Source organism: Microbacterium xylanilyticum (genome assembly GCF_054654695.1).
Map to the genome: position 1 here is coordinate 3,374,599 of NZ_BAAIEN010000002.1, position 21,987 is coordinate 3,396,585.

At 72.1% G+C, this 21,987-nt stretch carries 18 protein-coding genes; 10 read left to right on the plus strand and 8 right to left on the minus strand.

Annotated elements, in window-relative coordinates; genetic code table 11:
- Window positions 1-50 precede the first annotated feature (50 nt).
- Window positions 51-947, plus strand: coding sequence for a LysR family transcriptional regulator (locus ACYQ1L_RS16855; protein ID WP_460005169.1), 897 nt, complete (start codon window positions 51-53; stop codon window positions 945-947).
- A 155-nt stretch (window positions 948-1,102) separates the two neighbouring features.
- Here ACYQ1L_RS16855 and ACYQ1L_RS16860 read toward each other — a convergent pair whose 3' ends face one another.
- The 3 genes from ACYQ1L_RS16860 to ACYQ1L_RS16870 form a co-directional block, all read right to left on the minus strand.
- Window positions 1,103-2,050, minus strand: coding sequence for a DNA-methyltransferase (locus tag ACYQ1L_RS16860; RefSeq protein ID WP_460005846.1), 948 nt, complete (start codon window positions 2,048-2,050; stop codon window positions 1,103-1,105).
- Window positions 2,051-2,178: 128 nt separating this feature from the next.
- Entirely contained in the window at window positions 2,179-3,228 is a 1,050-nt protein-coding gene (gene lplAB / locus ACYQ1L_RS16865) for a lipoate-protein ligase LplAB (protein ID WP_460005170.1), read from the minus strand.
- Between the two features lie 94 nt (window positions 3,229-3,322).
- Complete coding sequence (locus tag ACYQ1L_RS16870; RefSeq protein ID WP_460005171.1) at window positions 3,323-4,192, minus strand: alpha/beta fold hydrolase; 870 nt, start codon at window positions 4,190-4,192, stop codon at window positions 3,323-3,325.
- A 117-nt stretch (window positions 4,193-4,309) separates the two neighbouring features.
- On the opposite strand from ACYQ1L_RS16870, the gene ACYQ1L_RS16875 reads away from it, so the two are divergent.
- From ACYQ1L_RS16875 to ACYQ1L_RS16885, 3 genes are all read left to right on the plus strand, one after another.
- Window positions 4,310-4,756, plus strand: a complete 447-nt coding sequence (locus ACYQ1L_RS16875; RefSeq protein WP_460005172.1) for a MarR family winged helix-turn-helix transcriptional regulator — start codon at window positions 4,310-4,312, stop codon at window positions 4,754-4,756.
- Between the two features lie 5 nt (window positions 4,757-4,761).
- Window positions 4,762-6,135: an MFS transporter gene (locus tag ACYQ1L_RS16880; RefSeq protein ID WP_460005847.1), complete on the plus strand. Its 1,374-nt coding sequence runs from the start codon at window positions 4,762-4,764 to the stop codon at window positions 6,133-6,135.
- An 80-nt stretch (window positions 6,136-6,215) separates the two neighbouring features.
- A complete protein-coding gene (locus ACYQ1L_RS16885; protein WP_460005173.1) occupies window positions 6,216-7,892 on the plus strand; it encodes a molybdopterin-dependent oxidoreductase in 1,677 nt (558 codons plus the stop codon).
- A gap of 26 nt (window positions 7,893-7,918) precedes the next feature.
- Here ACYQ1L_RS16885 and ACYQ1L_RS16890 read toward each other — a convergent pair whose 3' ends face one another.
- Window positions 7,919-8,863: a virulence RhuM family protein/type II toxin-antitoxin system death-on-curing family toxin gene (locus ACYQ1L_RS16890; protein WP_460005174.1), complete on the minus strand. Its 945-nt coding sequence runs from the start codon at window positions 8,861-8,863 to the stop codon at window positions 7,919-7,921.
- A gap of 189 nt (window positions 8,864-9,052) precedes the next feature.
- Here ACYQ1L_RS16890 and ACYQ1L_RS16895 point away from each other — a divergent pair, with 189 nt between their 5' ends.
- The 3 genes from ACYQ1L_RS16895 to ACYQ1L_RS16905 are packed head-to-tail and all read left to right on the plus strand — an operon-like array spanning window position 9,053 to window position 12,148.
- Window positions 9,053-10,033, plus strand: coding sequence for an ABC transporter ATP-binding protein (locus ACYQ1L_RS16895; protein ID WP_460005175.1), 981 nt, complete (start codon window positions 9,053-9,055; stop codon window positions 10,031-10,033).
- Complete coding sequence (locus ACYQ1L_RS16900; protein ID WP_460005176.1) at window positions 10,033-11,646, plus strand: ABC transporter permease; 1,614 nt, start codon at window positions 10,033-10,035, stop codon at window positions 11,644-11,646. The genes ACYQ1L_RS16895 and ACYQ1L_RS16900 overlap by 1 nt, the downstream gene beginning before the upstream one ends.
- A gap of 7 nt (window positions 11,647-11,653) precedes the next feature.
- A complete protein-coding gene (locus ACYQ1L_RS16905; RefSeq protein ID WP_460005177.1) occupies window positions 11,654-12,148 on the plus strand; it encodes a GbsR/MarR family transcriptional regulator in 495 nt (164 codons plus the stop codon).
- A gap of 237 nt (window positions 12,149-12,385) precedes the next feature.
- Here the strand turns inward: ACYQ1L_RS16905 and rocD are convergent, their stop codons facing one another.
- From rocD to ACYQ1L_RS16920, 3 genes are all read right to left on the minus strand, one after another.
- Window positions 12,386-13,600, minus strand: a complete 1,215-nt coding sequence (rocD, locus tag ACYQ1L_RS16910) for an ornithine--oxo-acid transaminase (protein ID WP_460005178.1) — start codon at window positions 13,598-13,600, stop codon at window positions 12,386-12,388.
- Window positions 13,597-14,475, minus strand: coding sequence for a dimethylargininase (gene ddaH / locus ACYQ1L_RS16915; protein WP_460005179.1), 879 nt, complete (start codon window positions 14,473-14,475; stop codon window positions 13,597-13,599). The genes rocD and ddaH overlap by 4 nt, the downstream gene beginning before the upstream one ends.
- Before the next feature lie 150 nt (window positions 14,476-14,625).
- Window positions 14,626-18,480: a proline dehydrogenase family protein gene (locus ACYQ1L_RS16920; RefSeq protein ID WP_460005180.1), complete on the minus strand. Its 3,855-nt coding sequence runs from the start codon at window positions 18,478-18,480 to the stop codon at window positions 14,626-14,628.
- 124 nt (window positions 18,481-18,604) lie between these two features.
- Between ACYQ1L_RS16920 and ACYQ1L_RS16925 the strand changes: the two genes are divergently transcribed.
- The 3 genes from ACYQ1L_RS16925 to ACYQ1L_RS16935 are packed head-to-tail and all read left to right on the plus strand — an operon-like array spanning window position 18,605 to window position 20,489.
- Complete coding sequence (locus ACYQ1L_RS16925; protein ID WP_460005181.1) at window positions 18,605-19,294, plus strand: hypothetical protein; 690 nt, start codon at window positions 18,605-18,607, stop codon at window positions 19,292-19,294.
- Complete coding sequence (locus ACYQ1L_RS16930) at window positions 19,291-19,926, plus strand: hypothetical protein (RefSeq protein WP_460005182.1); 636 nt, start codon at window positions 19,291-19,293, stop codon at window positions 19,924-19,926. The genes ACYQ1L_RS16925 and ACYQ1L_RS16930 overlap by 4 nt, the downstream gene beginning before the upstream one ends.
- Entirely contained in the window at window positions 19,923-20,489 is a 567-nt protein-coding gene (locus tag ACYQ1L_RS16935) for a hypothetical protein (RefSeq protein WP_460005183.1), read from the plus strand. The genes ACYQ1L_RS16930 and ACYQ1L_RS16935 overlap by 4 nt, the downstream gene beginning before the upstream one ends.
- Before the next feature lie 115 nt (window positions 20,490-20,604).
- Here ACYQ1L_RS16935 and ACYQ1L_RS16940 read toward each other — a convergent pair whose 3' ends face one another.
- The gene (locus tag ACYQ1L_RS16940) at window positions 20,605-21,987 is read right to left on the minus strand and encodes a hypothetical protein (protein ID WP_460005184.1); all 1,383 of its coding nucleotides are present in this window, start codon (window positions 21,985-21,987) and stop codon (window positions 20,605-20,607) included.

Sequence of the window (21,987 nt, forward strand, 5' to 3'; positions counted from 1 at the left end):
TCTGGCCGTCAGGTGACGCCGACAACGGGCGCGGAGAGAGAGGAGCACCCGTGTTCGAGCTGCGCCGGCTGCGGCTGCTGCACGAGTTCGCCCTGCGCGGCACGGTGGCCGAGGTGGCGCGATCGCTGTCGTACAGCCCGTCCACCGTGTCGCAGCAGCTCGCGCTCCTCGAACGCGAGGCCGGGGTCGCGCTGCTGGAGCCCGATGGACGCCGGATCCGGCTGACCGCCGAGGGCCGGGTGCTCGCCGCACACGCCGCCCGCGCCCTGGAGCTCGACGAGCAGGCCAGGCAGGCGCTCAGCCAGGCTCCGGCCGAGGCGGTGCGGATCAGCGCCATGCCGACCGCCGCCGAGACGATCGTGCCCGCCGCCCTGACCGCCCTCACGGTGACGCATCCGCAGCTGCGCGTCGAGATGACGGAAGCGCCGCCCGAGGAGGGGCTGTTCGAGCTCACCGCCCGGCGCTTCGACCTCGTGATCGCCGAGCAGTACCCAGGGCACACCCGCGAGCGGCACCCGGGCAACGTGCACGAGCTCATCGGCGAGGATCGGATCCGCCTCGTCCTGCCGCCCGGGGAGCCCGCGCTCTCGCTCGACCGGCTGCGGGATCGCCCGTGGGTCATGGAGCCGACCGGATCCGCGGCACGGCAGTGGGCGGTGCAGCAGTGCCGGGCGGCCGGGTTCGAGCCCGACGTGCGGTTCGAGGCCGCCGACCTCACCGCGCACGTGCGCCTCATCGAGGCGGGCCACGCGGTCGGCATGCTGCCGGATCTCATCTGGGGCGACGCCCCGGCCGGCGTCACCCTGGCGGAGCTTCCCGGATACCCTGTGCGCGAGGTATTCACGGCCGTGCGGGAGTCGGCGCGCGGCTCCGAGGCGATCGGCGCCGTCCGCGCGGCCCTGATGGAGGCGTTCGCGCAGCACCGGCGACCGGGGCGGGCCGCCTGACCTGGGCCGGCGTCACTGAGCCGCCACACGTGCGTTCAGGTCGCAAGAACTGCGCCAACAGACCTCGGGAAGCGCCGAAATTGCGACCTGAACGGCCAGCCGACGCTCGAACGTCGAGCGGCGCCTGAACGGCCGGGGCGCCGACACCCGGGCGCTCAGCCCTCGCGAACGGTCGCGTGCGGGAGGCGGTGCCGCATCACGCGCACGGCCTCGGGGCTGACGTCGACGAGCAGGGCGTCGCGGCCGAGCGCCGCGGCGACGGCGCCCGTGGTGCCGGATCCGGCGAAGAGGTCGAGCACCCGGTCGCCCGGGCGGCTGGACGCCTGCACGATGCGGCGCAGGATCCCCTCGGGCTTCTGCGTCGGGTATCCCGTCTTCTCGCGCCCGGTGGTGGGCACGATCGTGTGCCACCACACGTCGGTGGGGAGCTTGCCGCGCTCGCGCTTGGCGGCGCTGACCAGGCTCGGCGCCATGTAGGGCTCGCGCTCGACATCGTCGACGTTGAACACGTGCCCGCCGGGGGTCTTCACGTAGACGAGGATCGTGTCGTGCTTCGTGGGCCAGCGGGTGCGCGGCTTCGCGCCGTAGTCGTAGGCCCAGATGATCTCGTTCAGGAAGCAGTCGCGGCCGAACACGGCGTCCAGCATGACCTTGGCGTAGTGCGCCTCGCGGTAGTCGAGGTGCAGGTACAGCGTGCCGTCGTCGGCGAGCAGCCGCCAGGCTTCCTCGAGCCGCGGCATGAGGAAGTCGCCGTAGTCGTCGAAGCGGTCGTCGTAGGCGTGCAGCAGCTCGCGCACCCGCTCGTAGCGGTGCCCGTGGAAGCCGTGGTTCACCTCGGGGGCGCGGGTCGCCTCCGATGACCCGACCGAATTCAGGATGGATTTCATCGAGGAGCCGTTCCGAGGCCCGGAATCGGCCGGTTCGGCGGATCCATCCTGCGTTGCGTCAGCCGGGCGGTCGGCACGACGGCTGGAGACGGCATGCCGCTCCTGCGTGCGGCCGGTGTTGAACGGCGGATCCAGGTAGACGAGGGTGAAGGATCCGTCCGGCAGGGTGCGGGCGACGTCGAGCGCCTCCCCGTGCACGATCTCGACGGCGCCGATTCCGGTCCCTGTGCCCGCCGAGGGGACCCCGCCGGCCCCGGGCGCTTCGACAGGCTCAGCGACCGCAGAACCCTCGGCGGGCGCTTCGACAGGCTCAGCGACCGATGCCTTCGCCTTAGCCTCCGGGCTCACGGAACCCTGTGCAGCCACGCCTCGGTGCCGAACTTGGTGCGCACCAGCTCCTCGGCCGCCGCGTACTCGTCGTCCGCGATCGTGCCGTCCTCGGCACCGGTGACGCCGCGGAAGGTGTCCTTGAAGCGCTCGATGATCTCGGCGCGGGTGAGGCCGGTCTGGCTGCGCAGCGGATCCACGCGCTTGGCCGCCGAGGCGGTGCCCTTGTCGCTGAGCTTCTCGCGGCCGATCCGCAGCACCTCGGTCATCATCTGGCCGTCGATGTCGTAGGACAGCGTGGCGTGGTGCAGCACCCCGCCGTTGGCGAGCCGCTTCTGCGCGGCGCCGCCGATCTTGCCGCTGGGGCCGGCGATGTCGTTGAGCGGCTGGTAGGTGGCGTCGATCCCGAGCGAGCGCAGCGCCTGCAGCACCCAGTCGTCGAGGAACGCGTAGGAGTCGGCGAAGGTCATGCCCTGCACGAGCGACGCGGGCACGTACAGCGAGTAGGTGATGATCTGGCCCGCGGCCATCATCATCGCGCCGCCGCCGGAGATCCGCCGGACCACGTCGAAGCCGTGCTTGGCGGCCCCGGCCGGATCCACCTCGTTGCGGTACGACTGGAACGATCCGATCACGACCGCCGACTCGTCCCACTCCCAGATCCGCAGGGTCGGACGGCGCCGCCCCTCGCCGACCCGAGTGGTGAGCACCTCGTCGAGCGCCAGGTTCATGCGCGGGGAGACCGCCTTCTCGTGCAGGATCTCCCAGTCGAAGTCGCGCCAGCCGGGCGCGGTCACGAGGGCGCGGCGCACGGCAGTGCCGACCGCCTCGGGCGTGAGGCCGAGGAGCTGGGCACCCGCCGGAAGGGCTGCTCGCACGGCGGCGGCGATGGCGGCGGCGTCGGTCTCGACGGGGAGGCCGGTCACCGCGGCGTTGATGTCGTCGAGCGCGTCATCCGGCTCGAGGAAGAAGTCGCCCGCGAGCCGGAAATCGGCGATCGCACCGTCGGTCACCTCGAAGTCGACGACGACCAGCTTGCCGCCAGGAACCTTGTACTCACCGTGCACCGCTCCAGCCTACGCGGCGGCGTGCGCGCACGGATCCGCAGGCCGAGCCCTGCGCACGGTTCCGCACGGCGGCGGCGCGGATCCGCTCGGCGATTCAGACGCGAGCAGGGACGTGCTTGTCGAGCCAGGCGAGCAGGTCCGCCCGCACCTCGGCCTGCTGCAGCTCGTTGAAGATCTCGTGGCGGGCGTCCGGATACACCAGCGTCGTGACGTCGCTGAGGCCGGAGCGGTTGCGGTAGTCGTCGGCCAGGCGGTGCACGCTGCGCGGCCCGCCGACCGGGTCGTCGCGGCCGACCATGAGCAGCACCGGCACGTCCCGCGGGTAGTCCTTGCCCGGGCGGCCGTACAGGCGCGCGGCCTCGATCGGACCGAAGAGCTTGAGCAGCGGCACCTCGGTCGTGAGCGGGTCGGCGCGGAAGTCGGCCCACACCGCGGGATCGCGGGACAGCCACTCCAGTCCGTGGGCGTCCGGCCCCTTCCAGCGGGCGTTCAACGGCAGGGAGTTCAGGTCGCGCGGCGTGCGGTGCGCGGTGCCGGAGAGGATCACTGCGTCGTACGCGTCAGGGTGCGCGTCGAGCACCATCTGCGACAGGAACGAGCCCCAGGAGTGCCCGAGCAGCACGAGCGGGAGTCCGGGGTTCTCGGCACGGATGAGCTCGGTGAGCTGCCACTCGTCGGCGACGACCGCGCGCAGTCCCCCGGGACCGAGCCGGCCGAGCCGGGACGCGTCGCCGTGCTGCTTCATGCCGGTGCGGCCGTGCCCGCGGTGGTCGTCCGCGTACACGATGAAGCCCGCGGCGGTGAGGTCGGCGATCAGCGCGCCGTAGCGGCCCGCGTGCTCCCCCACCCCGTGCAGCAGCTGCACGACGCCTCTCGGGGTCACGCCGTCGGGGACGGGGTGCACGTCGTAGACGATCGCGATGCCGTGTGCGTCGGTGAACTCGGCGGTGCGGGACTCAGCCATGCCCCCGAGTCTACGGATCCGGCACCGCGCCCGCGGTTCGGCGTCGGCGGATGACGCGCCTGCGACATGGCGGATCAGGATCCGATTCTCCAGAAACTTAGTTAGGCTATCTAAGCGATGGACGACGAGAGACTGCACGAGACCGCGACCGAACTGCGTCTCGCCACATTCCGTCTCGCCCGCCGCCTGCGCTCGGTGCGCGCCGTGGACAGCCGCAACACCGCGATGAGCGACGCCCAGCTCGGCGCCCTGGCAGCGCTGCGCGCGCACGGGAGGCACTCCCTCACCGCGCTCGCCGATCGCGAGCGGGTGACCGCCCCCACGATGAGCGCGCTCGTGACGGGCCTCGAGGAGCAGGGCTACGTCACCCGGATCCCCGACGACCAGGACCGGCGCCGCGTGCACGTCGAGATCACCCCGGCCGGCGAGCAGGTGGTCGCGGAGACGTTCGAGCGCCGCACCCGCCTGCTCATGGCCGAGATCACCGAGCTCGACTTCACGGTCGACGAGCTCGACCTGCTGCACCGCGCGAGCATCCTGATGCGGAAGCTGGCCGAGCTGTGAGCCAGATGTTCCGCTCGTTCGCGGCGTTCAACTACCGGATCTGGTTCTTCGGCGCGATCATCTCGAACATCGGCGGCTGGATGCAGTCCACCGCGCAGGACTGGGTGGTGCTGACCGAGCTCACCCACAACGACGCCACGGCGATGGGTGCCACGATGGCGCTGCAGTTCGGCCCTCCCCTGGTGCTGGTCGGCCTGACCGGCCGCGTGGCGGACCGGTTCGACCGGCGGCGGATCCTGTTCGTCACGCAGTCGACGCTCATGGTGCTCGCGCTGTGCGTCGCCGTGCTGCTGCTCACGCACGTGATGACGCTCCCGCTGATGCTGGCCTTCGCGGCCTGCTTCGGCATCGCGAACGCGTTCGACGCCCCGGCGCGCCAGGCATTCGTCTCCGACATGGTGTCGATGGAGAACGCGTCGAACGCGGTCGCCCTGAACTCGGCCTCCTTCAACATGGCCCGGCTGATCGGGCCCGCGGTCGGCGGCCTGGCGATCGTCGCCCTCGGATCCGGATGGGTGTTCGTCGCGAACGCGGCGACGTTCCTCGCGATGATCGTGGCGCTGCTGCTCATCCGCACCCGCGAGCTCATCCCGCGCCCGAAGAACCGGCGGGCGGGCGGGCTCCTCGTGGGCCTGCGCTACGTGCGCAGCCGGCCGGATCTGATGGTCGTGTTCGTCATGGTGTTCCTCATCGGCGCTTTCGGCATGAACTTCCCGATCTTCGCCTCCACGATGGCGCTGGAGTTCCACCGGCAGGCGGACGGCTATGGCGTGCTCAGCTCGGTGCTCGCGATCGGATCCCTGACCGGCGCCCTGCTGGCGGCGCGACGCGACCGCGCGCGGGTGCGCGTACTCATGCTCGCCGCGGGCGGGTTCGGGGTCGCGTCGCTCATCTCGGCGCAGATGCCGACCTACGTCGCGTACGCGATCACCCTGGTCTTCGTCGGCTTCTCCACCGTCACCATGCTCACCACCGCGAACGGCTACGTGCAGACGACGACGGATCCGGCCCTGCGCGGGCGCGTGCTCGCGCTGTACATGGCGGTCGTGATGGGCGCGACCCCGATCGGCGCGCCGATCGCCGGCTGGGTGGCCGATGCTTTCGGGCCGCGCGCCGCGATCACCGTCGGCGCGGCAGCGGGCTTGCTCGCCTTCGCCATCGGCGCGGGCTGGATGGCGTACTCCGGCCGCCTGCACCGCCGTGAGAACGCGCGCTTCCTGCTCACCCTGGACGAGACCCGCCCCCTGCGTGTGGTGGATGCGATGGAGCGCGCCGCCACCCCGCCGATCACCAGCGCGACCACGCCGATCCGCACGGAGGAGGCGACCCCGTCGCGCGACACCCTGCCGGAACGCCGCCGCGGCGCGGATGACGAGTGAACCGGATCCGATTCCGCGAACTTCTTACGAATCCGTGATCTTCGCGCCGCCCGCCCCCGCGCGGTTCCTACGCTGAGGTCATGACCGGATCCGCGTGGCGACGCAGGGCGCGGGCGGCCGCCGCCGGGATCGCCGCTGCGCTGCTCGGCATCGGCGCGGGCGAGCTCGTCGCGACGCTGGTGGCGCCGCAGTCCAGTCCGTTCGCCGTCGTCGGCGGCGTGCTCATCGACGCCGCGCCGGCGTGGGCGAAGGACACCGCGATCGCCCTGTTCGGCACGGGGGACAAGGCGGCGCTGCTCACCGGGATCGCCGTGGTGCTCGTCGTCGTCGCGGGCGCACTCGGCGTGTGCGAACGGCGCTGGCGCCATGTCGGCGTCGCCGGTCTCGTGGTGCTCGGCGCGGCGGTCGCCCTGCTGGCGCCGCTGCGCGCCGGCGCCGTGGCGCTGTCCTGGCTGCCCGCGCTCGTGGCGGGCGTCGTGGCGGCGTTCTGCCTGCGCGCCCTGATGCGGCGGCTCCCCGCCCCCGAGACGGCCCTCCCCGCCCCCGAGACGACCCTCCCTGACCGCGAGACGGCAACGGCACGACGAGACAGCCGTTCTCTGCTGCAGTCTCGTCGCGCAGGTGCAGTCTCGCGGTCCGTCGATGCCGCACGATCGACCGACCCTCCGTCCGCCGCCCCGGACGGGCCGTCCCGGCGGCGCTTCCTCGCCTGGACGGGGGCGACGGCGGCCCTCGGGGTCCTCGCGGCGGTGGCGGCCACCGCCGGGCGAGCCGGATCCGTCGCCGTCGCCACCGTGCGCAGCGCCCTGCGCCTGCCGAAGCCGGCCGTGCCCTCGGCACCGATCCCCGCGGGCGCCGCTCTGAGGGTCGACGGCCTCAGCCCGCTGATCACCCCGAACGCCGACTTCTACCGCATCGACACGGCGCTCGTCGTGCCCCAGGTGGATCCGACGCAGTGGCGGCTGCGGATCCATGGCCTGGTCGGCCACGAGGTGACGCTCACCTGGGACGAGCTGCTCGCGCTCCCCCTCGTGGAGGCCCCCGCCACGCTGTCCTGCGTGTCGAACGAAGTCGGCGGCGACCTCATCGGCAACGCCGTGTGGCTCGGGTATCCGATCCGCGAGCTGCTCGCGAAGGCGCAGCCCGCGGCCGACGCCGACATGGTGCTCTCCACCTCCGTGGACGGGTTCACCGCGGGCACTCCGCTCGAGGCGCTCACCGACGACCGCCACGCGCTGCTCGCGATCGGCATGAACGGCGAGCCGCTGCCCGTCGAGCACGGCTTCCCCGTGCGCATGGTCGTGCCGGGCCTCTACGGCTACGTCTCCGCGACGAAATGGGTCACCGACCTCGAGGTCACCCGTTTCGACCGCGCCACGGCGTACTGGACGTCGCGCGGCTGGTCCGCCCGGGGCCCGATCAAGCTGGAGTCGCGCATCGACGTGCCCCGCGCCGGCCGCACCATCCCCGCCGGCGACACCGTCGTCGCCGGCGTCGCCTGGCAGCCGCACGTGGGCGTCTCCGCGGTCGAGGTGCAGGTCGACGACGGGCCGTGGCAGCGCGCCGAGCTCGCGCCGGCGATCTCCGCCGACACCTGGGTGCAGTGGCGGCTCCCCTGGCACGCGACGACGGGGCAGCACGCGCTCCGCTGCCGTGCGACCGGCGCCGACGGCACCGTGCAGACCGCCGACACCGCTCCCCCGGCGCCCGACGGCGCGACGGGCTGGCACAGCGTCAGCGTGACCGTGAACGCCTGACGGCCCACGCACGGGCAGTCCCGAGGTCAGACGGGCTCGCCGTTGAGCATGCGCAGCACGAGCGCGATCAACAACTCCTTCTCTTTTGGATCGCTCATGGCGATCAAGAGCGTGAGCGCCGCAAGCGCATTGTTCGATACGCGGGTTTCTCCGGCCTCGTCCAGGAGTGCGTCGTTCTTGGCGAGAAAGTGCACGAAGAGCGCCGCCGCCGATCGCTTGTTCCCGTCGGTAAGGGGATGGTCTTTTACGATCAGATAGAGCAGGTTGGCGGCCTTCTCCTGCACTGTCGGATAGATCTGCTGACCAGCGAATCCCTGGTAGATCGCGCCGATCACTCCGGCCAGACCCTCGCCGCGCTCCTTGCCGAGGAGAGTGTCGTCAGGGAACTCCTCGCGCATGCCGTCGATCACACGACGCGCTTCCTCGATCGTCAGGACCCAAACTTCGGGCGCGCCGGCCGCCGAGTCGATCGCGCCTGCATCAAAGTCGCGCAGAGTCCGCAGGCTCGGCAGGTAGCCGGAGACGATGTCGGCAATTCCCGCCACGACATCGTCCGACGAGCGCCCGAGCACCCGGACGATGGATCCGAGTTCCTCGAGTCGCCGTTCGTTGCGAACGACTCCTTCGAGCATGTAGGCCTTAAGTATCCCGGTCGCCCATTGCCGGAACTTGACGCCTTCTGCGGACTTGACCCGGTATCCGACCGAGATGATGACATCGAGGTTGTAGTGCGTGACGCGATAGGTCTTGCCATCCGAGGCAGTTGTTGCAAAATCTGCAACAACTGCCTCACGCTCAACCTCACCCTCCGCGAAGACGTTGCGCACGTGACGCGAAATGGTCGATTTGTCGCGCGCGAACAGCGCCGAGAGCTGGTCCAAGGACAGCCACACACTGTCCTCCTCTGCACGAACCTCGATGGTCAGGCCCGCACCTTCGTACATCTCGATTCTTACGTCGCCGTCGTCCATCCAGCCCCCTCATCGATTGCTTGAACGCTACTCCGGCCATCCGACGTCGCGATCTGCTCTCCACAGACCGAAGCGATCCAGACTCCGCGGACGCCACAGCACCGAGCCGCTGAGTCCGACGCGATCCTCACGGAATCCATGCGCTTCACTTCCTTCACGAATTTGTGAAATCGGCGTAGCATCGCCGCCATGAACACGATCATCCGCACCGACGGCCTCACCAAGCACTACGGCCGCGTGCATGCGCTCGACGGACTGGATCTCAGCGTCGACGAGGGCCAGGTGCACGGCTTCCTCGGCCCGAACGGGGCCGGCAAGTCCACCACCATCCGGATCCTGCTCGGCCTCGCCCGCAAGACCGGCGGATCCGCGGCGGTCTTCGGCCAGGATCCCTGGCGCGACGCCGTGCAGATCCACCGCCGGGTCGCCTACGTGCCGGGCGACGTCAGCGTCTGGCCGAACCTGTCCGGCGGCGAGGCCATCGACTTCCTGGCGCGGCTGCGGGGTGCGAGGACGAAGGATCCCGCCTACCGCGCCGAGCGGGAGCGGCTGATGACGGCGTTCCAGTTCGACCCGCGCAAGAAGGGCCGGGCCTATTCCAAGGGCAACCGGCAGAAGGTCGCGCTCATCGCGGCGTTCGCCGTGCCCGCGGACCTGTACATCCTCGACGAGCCGACGAGCGGACTGGACCCGCTCATGGAGGTCGTCTTCCGCGACGAGGTGCAGCGGATCCGCCGCGACGGAGCGACGGTGCTGCTCTCCAGCCACATCCTCTCCGAGGTGGAGCTGCTGTGCGATCGGGTGAGCATCATCCGGGCCGGACGCATCGTCGAATCGGGCACGCTCCAGGAGCTGCGTCACCTCACCCGCACCGAGGTGTCTTTCGAGGCGACGGACGCCTCCGCCCTCGCCGGGATCCCCGGCGCGCACGACGGCGTCCTGGACGACGGGCGGGCCCGGTTCACCGTCGACAGCGACGCCGTCCCCGCGGTGCTGCCGGTGCTCGCCCAGCGCAGCGTGGCCGGTCTGCGGATCGAGCCGCCGTCCCTCGAGGAGCTGTTCCTGCGGCACTACGGCGACGACCTCGCCGCGCTCCGGACCGCCGAGGACGACGGCTCGGCCGGTGCGGGAACCCGCACGTCCCGGCGGGTCGCCGCGAGGGAGTCATGATGCTGGCCACCCTACTGCGGCAGCGCCTGCGCCGGGACTGGCTGCAGCTGCTGCTCTGGATCCTCGCCACCGTGCTGATGGCGTACTCGGGCTTCGCGGGCGTCACCCAGTCCTACGCGACGGTCAAGGACCGCGTCGAGGTGCTCGCCGCGGTGATGGCGAACCCCGTCATCATGATGTTCCGCGGCCTCCCGTCGGGGGCCTCCGAGGGGCAGTTCCTCTCCTTCGAGGTCCTGCCGTGGCTGACGATGCTCGCCGCACTCATGAGCACGTTCCTCGCCGTGCGGCACACCCGCGGCGACGAGGAGGCGGGCCGCACCGAGCTCGTCGCCACGACCGCGCTGGGCCGCGCCCTGCCGACGATCGCGACGATCATCCACGGCGTCGCGGCGAACCTCGTCCTCGGGGTGCTGGTGGCGCTCTCGCTGATCGGCTCGAAGCTCGACGCCACCGGTTCCTGGCTCATGGGCGCCACCTCGGCGACGACCGGGATCGCGTTCCTCGGCATCGGCCTCATTGCCGCGCAGCTCATGCGCACCTCCCGCGGGGCGAACGCGCTCACCGTGTGGATCCTCGTCGGCACGTTCCTGATCAACGGGATCGGCAACGTCGCGGGAACCCCGAGCGACGACCTCACCCGCATCACCAGCTCCGGACTCGTGTGGGTGTCGCCGTTCGGCTGGGCGGAGCAGGCGCGCCCCTACGACACGGATGACGGCTGGCCGGCGCTGCTCGGGGTCGCGTTCGGCCTCGTCCTCGCGATCGTGGCCGTGGCGCTGCAGTCCGCGCGCGACATCGGCGAGGGCTTCATCCCGGCGCGACCCGGCCGCATCCACGCCCGGCCCGCGCTGTCGACGCCGCACGCACTGGTGTGGCGGCTGACGAACGGCGCCATCGTCGGCTGGGCCGTCGGCGGCGCGCTCACCGGACTGCTGGCGACGAAGCTCTCGGGCCTGGCGGGCGAGATCTCCGGGCAGAACCCCGCGGTGCAGCAGATCCTCGACAAGATCGGCAAGGCGGGGAACCTCGAGGAGACCGTGGTCTCCGTGTTCTTCACGATGCTGGGGATCCTCGCTGCCTGCGCAGCCGTGCAGATCGTCGTGCGCGCCCGGCAGGAGGAGGCGCACGGCACGGCGGAGAACGTGCTGGCGCTGCCGGTAGGACGGGTGCGGTGGCTCGCCGACTACCTGCTCGTGGCGACGTTCGCGATCGCGATCATCGTGGCGGCCGCGATGCTCGCCGCCTTCGCCGGGCTCGCCGGCAACGCGCACGTGTCGTCGCTCGCCCAGGTGGTCGTCGTCGTCGGGCTCGGTCAGGGCCTCGCCGCCTGCGTGTTCACGGTCCTCACCGGGCTCGTGTTCGTGCTGCTCCCCCGCGGCACGGTCGGCATCGCCTGGGCGCTCGTGCTCCTCGCCACGGTGTTCGGGCTCTTCGGCCCCCTGTTCGGGCTGCCGGAGTGGACCACGCGGTTCTCGCCGTTCTCGGTCACCCCGATCGTCTCGAACGGCGACACCGACCTGCGCGGCACCGTGTGGCTGGTGCTCGTGGTCGTGGCGGGGGCCGCCGCATCGCTCGCCCTCATGCGCCGTCGCGAGCTGCAGCCCGCGGGATGATGGGGTCATGAGCGCGCAGGATCCGGCCCCGCCGGTGCATCACGGAGTCGACGCCGCGGAGGAGGCGGCGGCGATGATCACCGCCGTAGGCTTCCCCCGCATGCCGGGGCGCGTGATGATGGCGCTCATCGCCGCCCCGGCGGACGGCTACACGGCGGCGGAGCTCGCGGACCGGCTGGGCGTCAGCGCAGCCGCGGTGTCGGGCGCGGTGCGCTACCTGCAGACGATCCAGGTCATCCGCCGCGTCTCCCGGCCGGATCGCCGCCGCGACCACTACGTCATCATCCCCGACACCTGGTACGGGCTGATGACCAACAACGGCCCGATCTACGAGCGGCTCGCCGCGCACATCGAGGCGATCGGCGCGGAGCACGACGAGGATCACGCCGCCCGCGACCGCGCCTCGGAGATGGCGGAGTTCTTCCGCTTCATGGCGCGCCGGATGCCCGAGCTCGTGGACGAGTGGGAGTCGTACCGCGCGGAGCGCCGCCTGACCGAGTGAGGCCGGGGCTTCCCTCCTTGCGCTTACGTGCGCCTTCCTTGCGCCGAAACCCCCACGTGGCGCCGAAACCCCCGCGCAGCGGCGCTCGCGTGTGGGGGTTTCGACACGCCGTGGGGGTCTCGGCGATGTCGAGGCAGCGGGCGTCCGGGCGACGCGCCGTGGGGGTCTGGCGATGTCGGGCAGCGGGGCCCTCGGGGCAGCGCACCAGCGGGCGCCGCGGCGGGGTCGGACTGCGCCTCAGCCCTCGAGCACGAGGCGGAGCTGCTCGAGCGCCCAGTCCAGCTCGGTCGCGCGCACCACGATGGGCGGCGCGATGCGGATGGTCTGGCCGTGCGTGTCCTTCACGAGCACACCGCGGTCGAGGAGCCTCTCCGCGATCTCGCGTCCGGTCCCGCGCGACGGGTCGATGTCGACGCCCGCCCACAGGCCGGCCGAGCGCACCGCGGTGACGCCGTGCCCGATGAGCGCGTCCAGGCCCGCGCGCAGGTGCGCGCCGAGCGCCTTCGCGCGCTCCTGGAACTCCCCCGAGGCCAGCATCTCGACCGCGCGCAGCCCGACGGCCGCCGCGAGCGGGTTGCCGCCGAACGTGGATCCGTGCTCGCCGGGGCGGATCACGCCCAGCACGTCCTCGTTGCCGACGACGGCCGAGACGGGCAGGATCCCGCCGCCGAGCGCCTTCCCGAGCAGGTACAGGTCGGGAACGACGCCCTCACGGTCGCAGGCGAAGGTCTCGCCCACCCGGCCGAGACCCGACTGGATCTCGTCGGCGACGAACAGCACATTGCGCTCGTCGCAGATCTCGCGGATCCGGCGCAGGTACCCGTCGGGCGGGATGATCACGCCGCCCTCGCCCTGGATCGGCTCGATGAGCACGGCGACGGTGTCGTCGGTGATCGCGGCTGCGATGGCGTCGGCGTCGCCATAGGGCACGGCGTCGAAGCCGGGGGCGAACGGTCCGAAGCCGTCGCGCGCGGACTCGTCGTCGCTGAAGCCGACGATCGTCGTGGTGCGGCCGTGGAAGTTGCCGTGCGCCACGATGATGCGGGCTGCGTCCGGGCGCACGCCCTTGACCCGGTAGCCCCAGGCGCGGGCGACCTTGATGCCGGTCTCGACCGCTTCGGCGCCGGTGTTCATCGGCAGCACCAGGTCCTTGCCGCACAGCTCTGCGAGCGCTGCGGCGAACGGCTCGAGCCGGTCGTTGCGGAACGCGCGGCTGGTGAGCGCGACACGGCCCAGCTGCTCTTCGAGCGCCGCGACGAGCGCGGGGTGACGGTGGCCGAAGTTCACGGCCGAGTACGCCGCGAGCAGGTCGAGGTAGCGCTTGCCCTCGACGTCGGTCACCCAGGCGCCCTCGCCGCGGGCGATCGTCACGTCGAGCGGCGCGTAGTTGCGCGCGACGTGGGGCTCCGCCGCGGTCGCGGCGGCGTCGACGGTGAGCTCAGCGGCTGTCACTTGACACCCCGCAGTTCCAGCGTGCAGCACTTGATGCCGCCGCCGCCGAGGAGCAGCTCGCTGAGGTCGACCGTGATCGGGTTGTAGCCGCGCTCGCGCAGCTGCTTCTCGAAGCCCTTGGCGCGCGGCGAGATGATCACGTTGTAACCGTCGCTCGCCGAGTTCAGGCCGAACACGGCGCCGTCCTCGTCCGAGACGAGGATCGCGTCGGGGAAGCGCTCCTCGAGGATCGCGCGGCTGGCGTCGTCGAAGGCGTGCGGCAGGTACGCGATGTTCGCGGCGGCCGGGCCGCCGTTCTCCTCGCCCACCACGGGGTCGAGCACGGCGAGCGCGGTGTCGAGGTGGTAGAAGCGCGGGTCGACGAGGTTCAGCGACACGACCTCGCGGCCGAACACCTCGCCCACCTCGCGGTGGCTGTCACCCGTGGAGCGGAACCCCGTGCCGGCGAGGATCACGTCGCCGGCGAGCAGGAAGTCGCCCTCGCCCTCGTTGACCTCCTCGGGCAGCACGGTGTCGAAGCCGTGCGTGCGGAACCACTCGGCGAACGCGGGGGCCTCGCCCTGGCGCTCGACGAAGCGGAACGACGGCACGTAGGCGCGGCCGTCGATGACGAAGCCGCCGTTGGCGGTGTAGACCATGTCGGGGTAGCCGGCGAGCGGCTCGATGAGCTCGACCTCGTGGCCCAGCTCGAGGTAGAGGTCGTACAGCTTCTGCCACTGCGCGACGGCCTTCGCGGTGTCGGTCGGGTTCGCCGGCTCCATCCACGGGTTGATGCTGTAGTTGACCGTGAAGTGCTCCGGCTTGCACATCAGGTACCGGCGGTGGTGCGCGGTGCGGGCCGGGGCGGTCGTGGTGGCGGTGTCGGGCGTCGACATGAGGCTCCTCGGAATCCTGGATGCGGCGGACGCTGTCCTCAGGCCCGGCGGTCCTTCGATCCGTTGTGCGGAGAAGATGCGACACGGGCACGCCGTCGTCCATTGTCGCACCCGAGTCTGAGCGTGGCCAGCTCGCCGCGTTCGTGCCGGTCAGATCACCCCGGCGCTCCAGTCGTCGGGGTTGCCGTACCGGTGCGCGGTGATCGCGATCGCCTGCTCGTGCAGGAACGGCAGCAGCTCGATGCGTCCTGCCGTCGTCACCTCGCCGGCGAAGATCGCCAGGTCCGGATCCCCCTGCACCGCCTCCGCGAGTGCGGCGTGCAGGGCGGCGACATCCTCCGCGGTCCCCACGATGCGCACCCGCTCGGGGCGCTGCGGTGCCTCCGCCTCGCCGTGATGATCCCCGCCTGCCTGCGCATCAGCGACCCGCGCCTTCTGCCACGGGAGCGGGCCGGACGCGGCCACGGGCTCGGCCGCCCGGGGCGCGGTGAACCGCTGGATCCACTCCTCGTCGCTCTCCACGAAGACGGTGACCCCGGCCTCGCCCAGCACGCGCCGCACCGCGGCCGGCAGCCCCACCGGGGACGAGAGCGTGAACGCGCCACCGCTGCGGATCGCCGCGATCGCCACCCGCAGCAGGACGCGCAGCGGCGCCGTGCCGGTCGCGCGCACGGCGACCGGCACGGGGCGGTAGCGGAACAGGTTGCGCTCCACGCCCAGGCGCGACACGTCGCGCACCCGCCCGAACTCGCGGTCCCAGGCGAGTGCGTCCGACAGCGCCGCGCGGCGCAGCCACTCGAACGCCGTGTAGTCCAGCGACGGCTGGGCGGCCTCGATCAGCGCGGTGATGCGCGAGTCGAGCCCGCGCAGATGCAGGGTGCTGGATCCGGCGCCGCCCGTGTCGCGCCACGAGCCCAGCCCGATGAGGTGGTTCGGCCCGCCGGCCTTGGCACCGCCCCCGACCGAGGAGCGCTTCCACCCGCCGAACGGCTGGCGCTGCACGATCGCGCCGGTGATGCCGCGGTTCACGTACAGGTTCCCCGCCTGCACGCGGTCGAGCCAGAGGGCGAGGTCGTCGGGATCCTGCGTGTGCAGCCCCGCGGTGAGGCCGTACTCGACGGCGTTCTGGAGCTCGATCGCGCGCGCCAGCGTGGGGGCGTGCATGATGCCGAGCACGGGCCCGAAGAACTCCTCACGGTGGAAGCGCGATCCCGGCTGCACGCCGAGGCGGATCCCGGGGGTCCACAGCCTACCGTCGGATCCGAGGATCTCGCGCGGCTTCAGGAGCCACTTCTCATCGGCGTCGAGCTCGGTGAGCGCCCAGTGCAGCTTGCCCTGAGGCGGCTCGATCACGGGGCCGACCTCCGAGAGCGGATCCTCCGGCCAGCCCACGTGCAGGGAGCGGGTGGCGTCGAGCAGCTGCCGCGCGAACCGTTTGGAGCGCCCGACCGGCCCCACCAGGATGGCCAGCGACGCCGCCGAGCACTTCTGCCCGGCGTGGGCGAAGGCGCTCTTGACCAGGTCGGCGACCGCGAGGTCCAGGTCGGCGGAGGGTGCGATCACGATCGCGTTCTTGCCGCTGGTCTCGGCGTGCAGCGGCAGGTCGTGCCGCCAGCTGCGGAACAGGGCCGCGGTCTCGAAGGATCCCGTGAGAATCACCCGGTCCACATCGGGGTGGGCGATGAGCTCCCTGCCGAGCTCGTCCTCGGCGATGTCGACGAAGGCCAGCAGGTCGCGCGGGATGCCCGCGTCCCAGAGCGCCGCGGCGATCACCGCCGCCGACCGCCGTGCCTGCGGGGCCGGCTTGAACACGACACCGGATCCTGCGGCGAGCGCGGCCAGCACTCCTCCCGCGGGGATCGACAGCGGGAAGTTCCACGGCGGCGCCACGACGGTGAGCCGCGACGGCACGAAGGCGGCACCGGGCACGGCGTCGAGCTCCCTGGCCCGGGCGGCGTAGTACCGGGCGAAGTCGACGGCCTCGCTCACCTCGACGTCGCCCTCGGACAGCACCTTGCCCGTCTCCGCGGCGGCGACCTCGATGAGCTCCGCACGGCGCGACTCGAGCACGGCGGCGACGCGGAGCAGCACTTCGCCGCGCTCGACGGCGGGGCGGGTGCCCCAGGCCAGCGCCGCCGCGCGCACCCGGGCGATGATGCGCTCGAGCTCGGCCGGGTCGGCGACGCGCGCGCTCTGGACGAGGCCCACCCCCGCGGCGCTGCCGGGGATGCGGGCGATGATGCCCCGCGCCCATTCCCGGTTCGCCGGGAGCGCCGGGTCGGTGTCGGCGGTGTTGCGGAAGCCGGGGGCGCCGGTGGCGACGGCGGAGTCGTCCTCCCGTGCGGCGAAGACGGCGGTCTCCACGAACGTGTCGCCGGGGTCGGCGGCCTCGGCGATCCCCAGCACGGCCTGGGTGAGCGCGGCAGCCTGGGTGTCCGGATCCGTGGTGAGCGCGGCGGACTCGTGCACGGGGGCGAGCCGGTTCTGCCGGCGTCGCGGGCCGGTGGGCAGCGCCGGATCGGCCGAGCGCTCCAGGGAGAGCGCGAACCGGTTGATCTCGCGGTCCAGCGCGTCCGGATCCTCATGCAGCCGGAAGGCCGACGACAGGAAGTTCTCCTTCGACGCGTTCTCCTCGAGCCGGCGCACGAGATAGCTGATCGCGACGTCGAACTCGCTCGGCTTCACCACGGGCACGTAGAGCAGCACGTGGCCGACCTCCCGGCTCACCGCCTCGACCTGTCCCTGCGCCATGCCGAGCAGCATCTCGAACTCGAGCGGCGCGGATCCGGATCTCGCGGTCGTTGAGCTGCCGTCTCCGGTCCCTGAGCTCGTCGAAGGGGTGGCAGGGTTTCCGGGCCCTTCGACAGGCTCAGGGACCGGCGGGAGCGGATCGGGGCGCACGCCGCGGTCGCCGGCCAGCAGCCAGGCGTACGCGATGTCGAAGAGGTTGTGCCCGGCGACGCCGATGCGCACCGCGCGCACGGCCTCCGGGGTGAGCGCCGCATCCAGGCAGCGCAGGTAGTTCGCGTCCGTGTCGATCTTGGTGTCGTAGGGCGCCGGGGTCCAGCCGTGCAGGGCGGCCTCCACCCGCTCCATGGCGAGGTTGGCGCCCTTCACCAGGCGCACCTTGATCGGGGCGCCGCCGTGGTCGACGCGGTCCTTCGCCCAGGCGGTGAGCTCGCGCAGCGCGGGAAGCGCATCGGGCAGGTAGGTCTGCAGCACGATCCCCGCCTCGAGGTGCTTCAGCCGCGGATCCTCCAGGATCCGGGTGAACACCGCGATGGTCAGGTCGAGGTCGCGGTACTCCTCCATGTCGAGGTTGATGAACGTCTGCACGCGCTTCGGGCTCGTGGAGGGCCGTGAATCACCCGCGGCCGACAGGTACAGCGGCATCAGCCTCTCGGCGACCCGCTCGACGACGTCGTCGAAAGCCCACATCGAGATGCGGCTCATCACGGACGAGACCTTCACCGACACGTAGTCGACGTCGTCCCGGCGGATCAGCTCGTGGATCCCGTCCAGTCGGCGCTGCGCCTCCTCCTCGCCGAGCACCGCCTCGCCGAGCAGGTTGAGGTTGAGCCGGGCGCCGCCGGCGCGCAGCTTCGCGATCGCCGGGCCCAGCTTGGCGGGGCGCGCGTCGGCGATGAGGTGCCCGACCAGCTCGCGCAGCACGGTGCGGGCGATCGGGACGGTCGGCGAGGGCAGCCCCGGCGCCACCAGCCCGCCGGCGCGCACCGCGGCGCGCAGGTACCAGGGCAGGAAGCCCGGCACGAGCGGCGCCACGCGGTGCAGCCCCGAGGCGACCGCTCCCAGGCTCTCCGGGCGCATCACGTCGTCCACGAATCCCAGCGTGAACGGGAGTCCGTGCGGGTCCTGCAGCACACCGGACAGGCGCTCCGCGGCCGGATCCGCATGCGCCGCGGCGGCCTCGTCGATCCAGCGCTGTGCGAGGGCCACGGCCCGGCGGGCGCGCTCGGTCTGCGCGGCGTTCAGCCACTGCGGCATGTGCTGGGGTCCTCCCTCCTCGCGCTGACGGGTGGGTGCGCGAGTGCTCACCTCCAGCATGGCGCCCTGAGGGCCGCAGAAAGACGCGGCACGCCCGCCTGCGCACCCTGAATATGCTGTACGCGTGGGGGAACGGGACCAGCCGCAGCCGGCGTCGCAGGACGCGGCGGAGGCGGCCACGCGCGCGGCATCGGAGGCGCGCCTCACGACGTGGGCCAGGAAGATGGCCGACCGTGTGCCGACGGGCTGGCTCATCAGCGGCGCCGGCGCCGTGCTGCTCGCCTCGACCGCCGCGTTCGGGGGCCTCGCCGACGTGCCGAAGCCCGCGCCGCCCGAGCTGCACACCGGGCAGCACTTCGTCGGATCCGATCTGGACATGTCTGTGGTGAGCGCCGCGGTCGGCGGAGAGGTGCGCGGCACGAACCTCTCCCCTGCCGCGGGCCAGCGCACGCTGGTCGTCGTGCTCGACGTCGAGAACGTGTTCCGCAAGCCACGACTCGCCTCCGGCAAGGACGCGCTGAAGGGCGTCGCCGTGAAGGATGTGACGCTCGACGGCTTCAGCGCCGACCGGGTCGCCGACGGCAGCAACGTCTCCTATCTCCAGCCGGACGTCCCCACGCGCGTGCGGATCGCCTGGCTGGTGGATGCGGCCGACGTCGCCCCGGGGGACGAGATCCGCGTGGTGCTGCCGGACTCGACGCACGCGGTCGGCCAGCTGTTCACCCGCGGCGACTACTGGACCGACGTCCGGCCGGGCGCGTACGCCGCGGTCCGGGTCGACGAGCTGCCGTCCGAGGACGAGGCGCCGTCATGACCGTCCCTCCGCCGCCGCCCGCCATGCCCGCTCCGCCGCCCGCCGTGCCGCCCGCCGCGTCGCCATCCGACCGCCGGCGTACGCGCCTGCGCACCGCCGGCGTCTGGGCGCTGTCGCTCGCCCTGGTCGTCGCGGCATGGGGCCTCACCCAGGTGCAGCAGCCGGAGGACGCCCCCTACGAGAGCTTCGTGAGCCGCAGCACGGTGGGCGCACCCGCCGCGACCCGCAACCTGGCCGTGACCGTCACACGGGTCCGCGCGGCGCACGCGGTGTCCGACGGGAAGGGCTGGCACGCCGACGGCACCTGGCTCGTGGTCGATCTCGACGCCGCGGCCGTCGAGGACCAGTTCGGGGCACTCCTCGCCACGGCGGAGCTCCACCTCGGCGACCGCGTCTACTCCGCCACGGAACGCGGCGACACTGCGAAGGGCATGGTCCTCATCACGGGCGTCCCCCGGCACGGCAGCATCGCCTTCGAGGTGCCGGAGGGCTCGCTCGAGGGCGCGGCGACGCTCGAGTTCGCCTCGGACTACAGCACCACCGCGGACGGCGTGATCCAGGTCGACGTCGATCTCGACGACGTGCCCCTGCAGAACGAGGCGGAACTGGATCCGATGGGTTGGGCGAGATGACGGGCGAGGCGACGCAGGTGCGACGCGGCTGGTGGCGCAGCAACGCGCTCGCGCTCTGCGTGCTGGCGGTGCTGCTGCCCGCCACGGTGCTGGGCATCGGCTGGTGGAAGTGGAAGTACGCGTACCCCGACTCGGGGATGCCGGTGTGGGCCGTCGAGCCCGGGAAGTCGGGCACGGTCCGGCTGCAGGGCGCGGTCTGGGGTCCGGTCAAGGCCAAGGAGATCACCGACACCAGCGGCCTCGACATGCCGAAGCACGCGAAGCTCATCCTCGTGGTGGTCCCCGTCGATGCCACCGGCGACAAGGGCCCGGGATGCTCGTCGCCGAAGCTCGTGCAGAAGAGCACGGGGCACGTGTGGCTCTCGGCGCGGACGCAGCTCGGCCTGCTGTGGAACGACGAGGAGCCCGAACGCTGCGTGCCCACGCTGGAGGGCGAGAGTGCCGCGCCGTACCAGCTGGTGCTGCCGTACGTCGTACCCGACGACGTGGACGGGCCGTTCTGGGTCGACGTGGAACCGCTCTTCGCCAAGTCCAGGTACGTGCGCTTCAGCGTCGACCCCTGAGCGCGCTCGGCCCGGGCGACTCCCTGCCGGTGGCTCCGTGCCGGTGTCGTCGTACCGGTGGTGCCAGGCGGCGGCATCCTGCCGGTGGCGCCGGGCCGCCCGCTCCGGGGACCGCTCAGGCCGGCGGCACCGCGGGCGGCACCGGAGCCCCGGGCGGCAGCACCGCGTGGGGCACCGCGGGGGTGGTGCGCGGGGCGGCGGTGGGCAGGGCGCCGGCGGCCGCGGTGATGGCCGCGGCATCCGCCTCCTCCTCCGTCCGGGGCGCCGCCGCATCCGTCCGCGCCTCCTGGGCGCGCCGCAGCATCCCGAAGGTGGTGTCGTAGGCGCCCGCGACCAGGGCGAGCCGGATCGGCTCCATGATCAGCGGCGGGATGAGGAAGATCACCGGCCAGTACACCGCCCAGAACAGGTCGGTGTCGTGCGGGCCGATCCAGCGGCTCACCCCGTAGCGCAGCCACGACTGCGCCACGATCACCACGGCGTACAGCAGCGCGTAGGACGCGATGATCAGGGGCCCCGCGCGCCACATCAGCAGGATCGCGCGCCAGATGGGCACGAACCGGGATCCGAGCTCGGTGCCGAAGTCGCGCAGCCGACGCATCACGGGATTGGGCACGCGGGCGACGCGCTCGCGCATCTGCGCGACGAGGCGGTGCTGGATCTGCAGCTTCTCCGCCACGATCGCCTGCCCGTAGACGACGCCGGCGACAGTGAGCCACGCCAGTGGTGCGAGCAGCACCGGCCCCGCCTGGGCGATCAGCCAGCCGACGCCGTCGCCGATCCACACGACCGGCGGCAGCCAGCCCGCCAGGGCGGTGCGCACCTCACCCAGCCACACCATGGCGGCCCGGCTGTCGATCCACGCCGTCGCGGCATCGGTGATGTCCTTCAGCAGCAGCACCGAGAAGAAGACCCAGACGACCTCGCAATAGACCGCCAGCAGCGCGAGAGCGCGGGGCAGCCGGCTCGACCAGCGCCCCCAGGCCCAGCGGGCGGCGAAGGCCGCCACGATGATCAGCACCGTCCAGACGTTGAACGACAGCTCGAGCACGTTGTCGCCCGGGTCGAAGGTGCGATCCGTGCCGAGGGTGGCGCCGATCTCCTCGGTGTTCTTCGCGAGCGCGCGCAGGCCGTAGTCCTGGATGTCCTCACGCAGCAGGCCCTGGGCGGCGTACACGGCGAAGAACGGCAGGATGCTGGCGAGCAGGGCGGTGAGGAAGCTGCGGCGCCGTTCCGCGGTCGACTCGGGCACCGGCGCCACGGTCTGCAGTGCGCGCAGGCCGTCGCGCATCGCCAGCAGCATGCCGACGAGGCTGATCAGTCGCGCGAGCACCGCGAACGGCAGGATCAGCAGGCCGCCGACGGAGGTGTACGCGCCGACGAAGCCCGCCAGCTCGTTCACCCAGTAGTGCCCCAGAGTGCCTGCGAGGTACCAGGCGAGCAGCGCCGGCCAGCGCATCCACAGCACCCGCCCGGTCGTCCTGAGTATCGCCCCCAC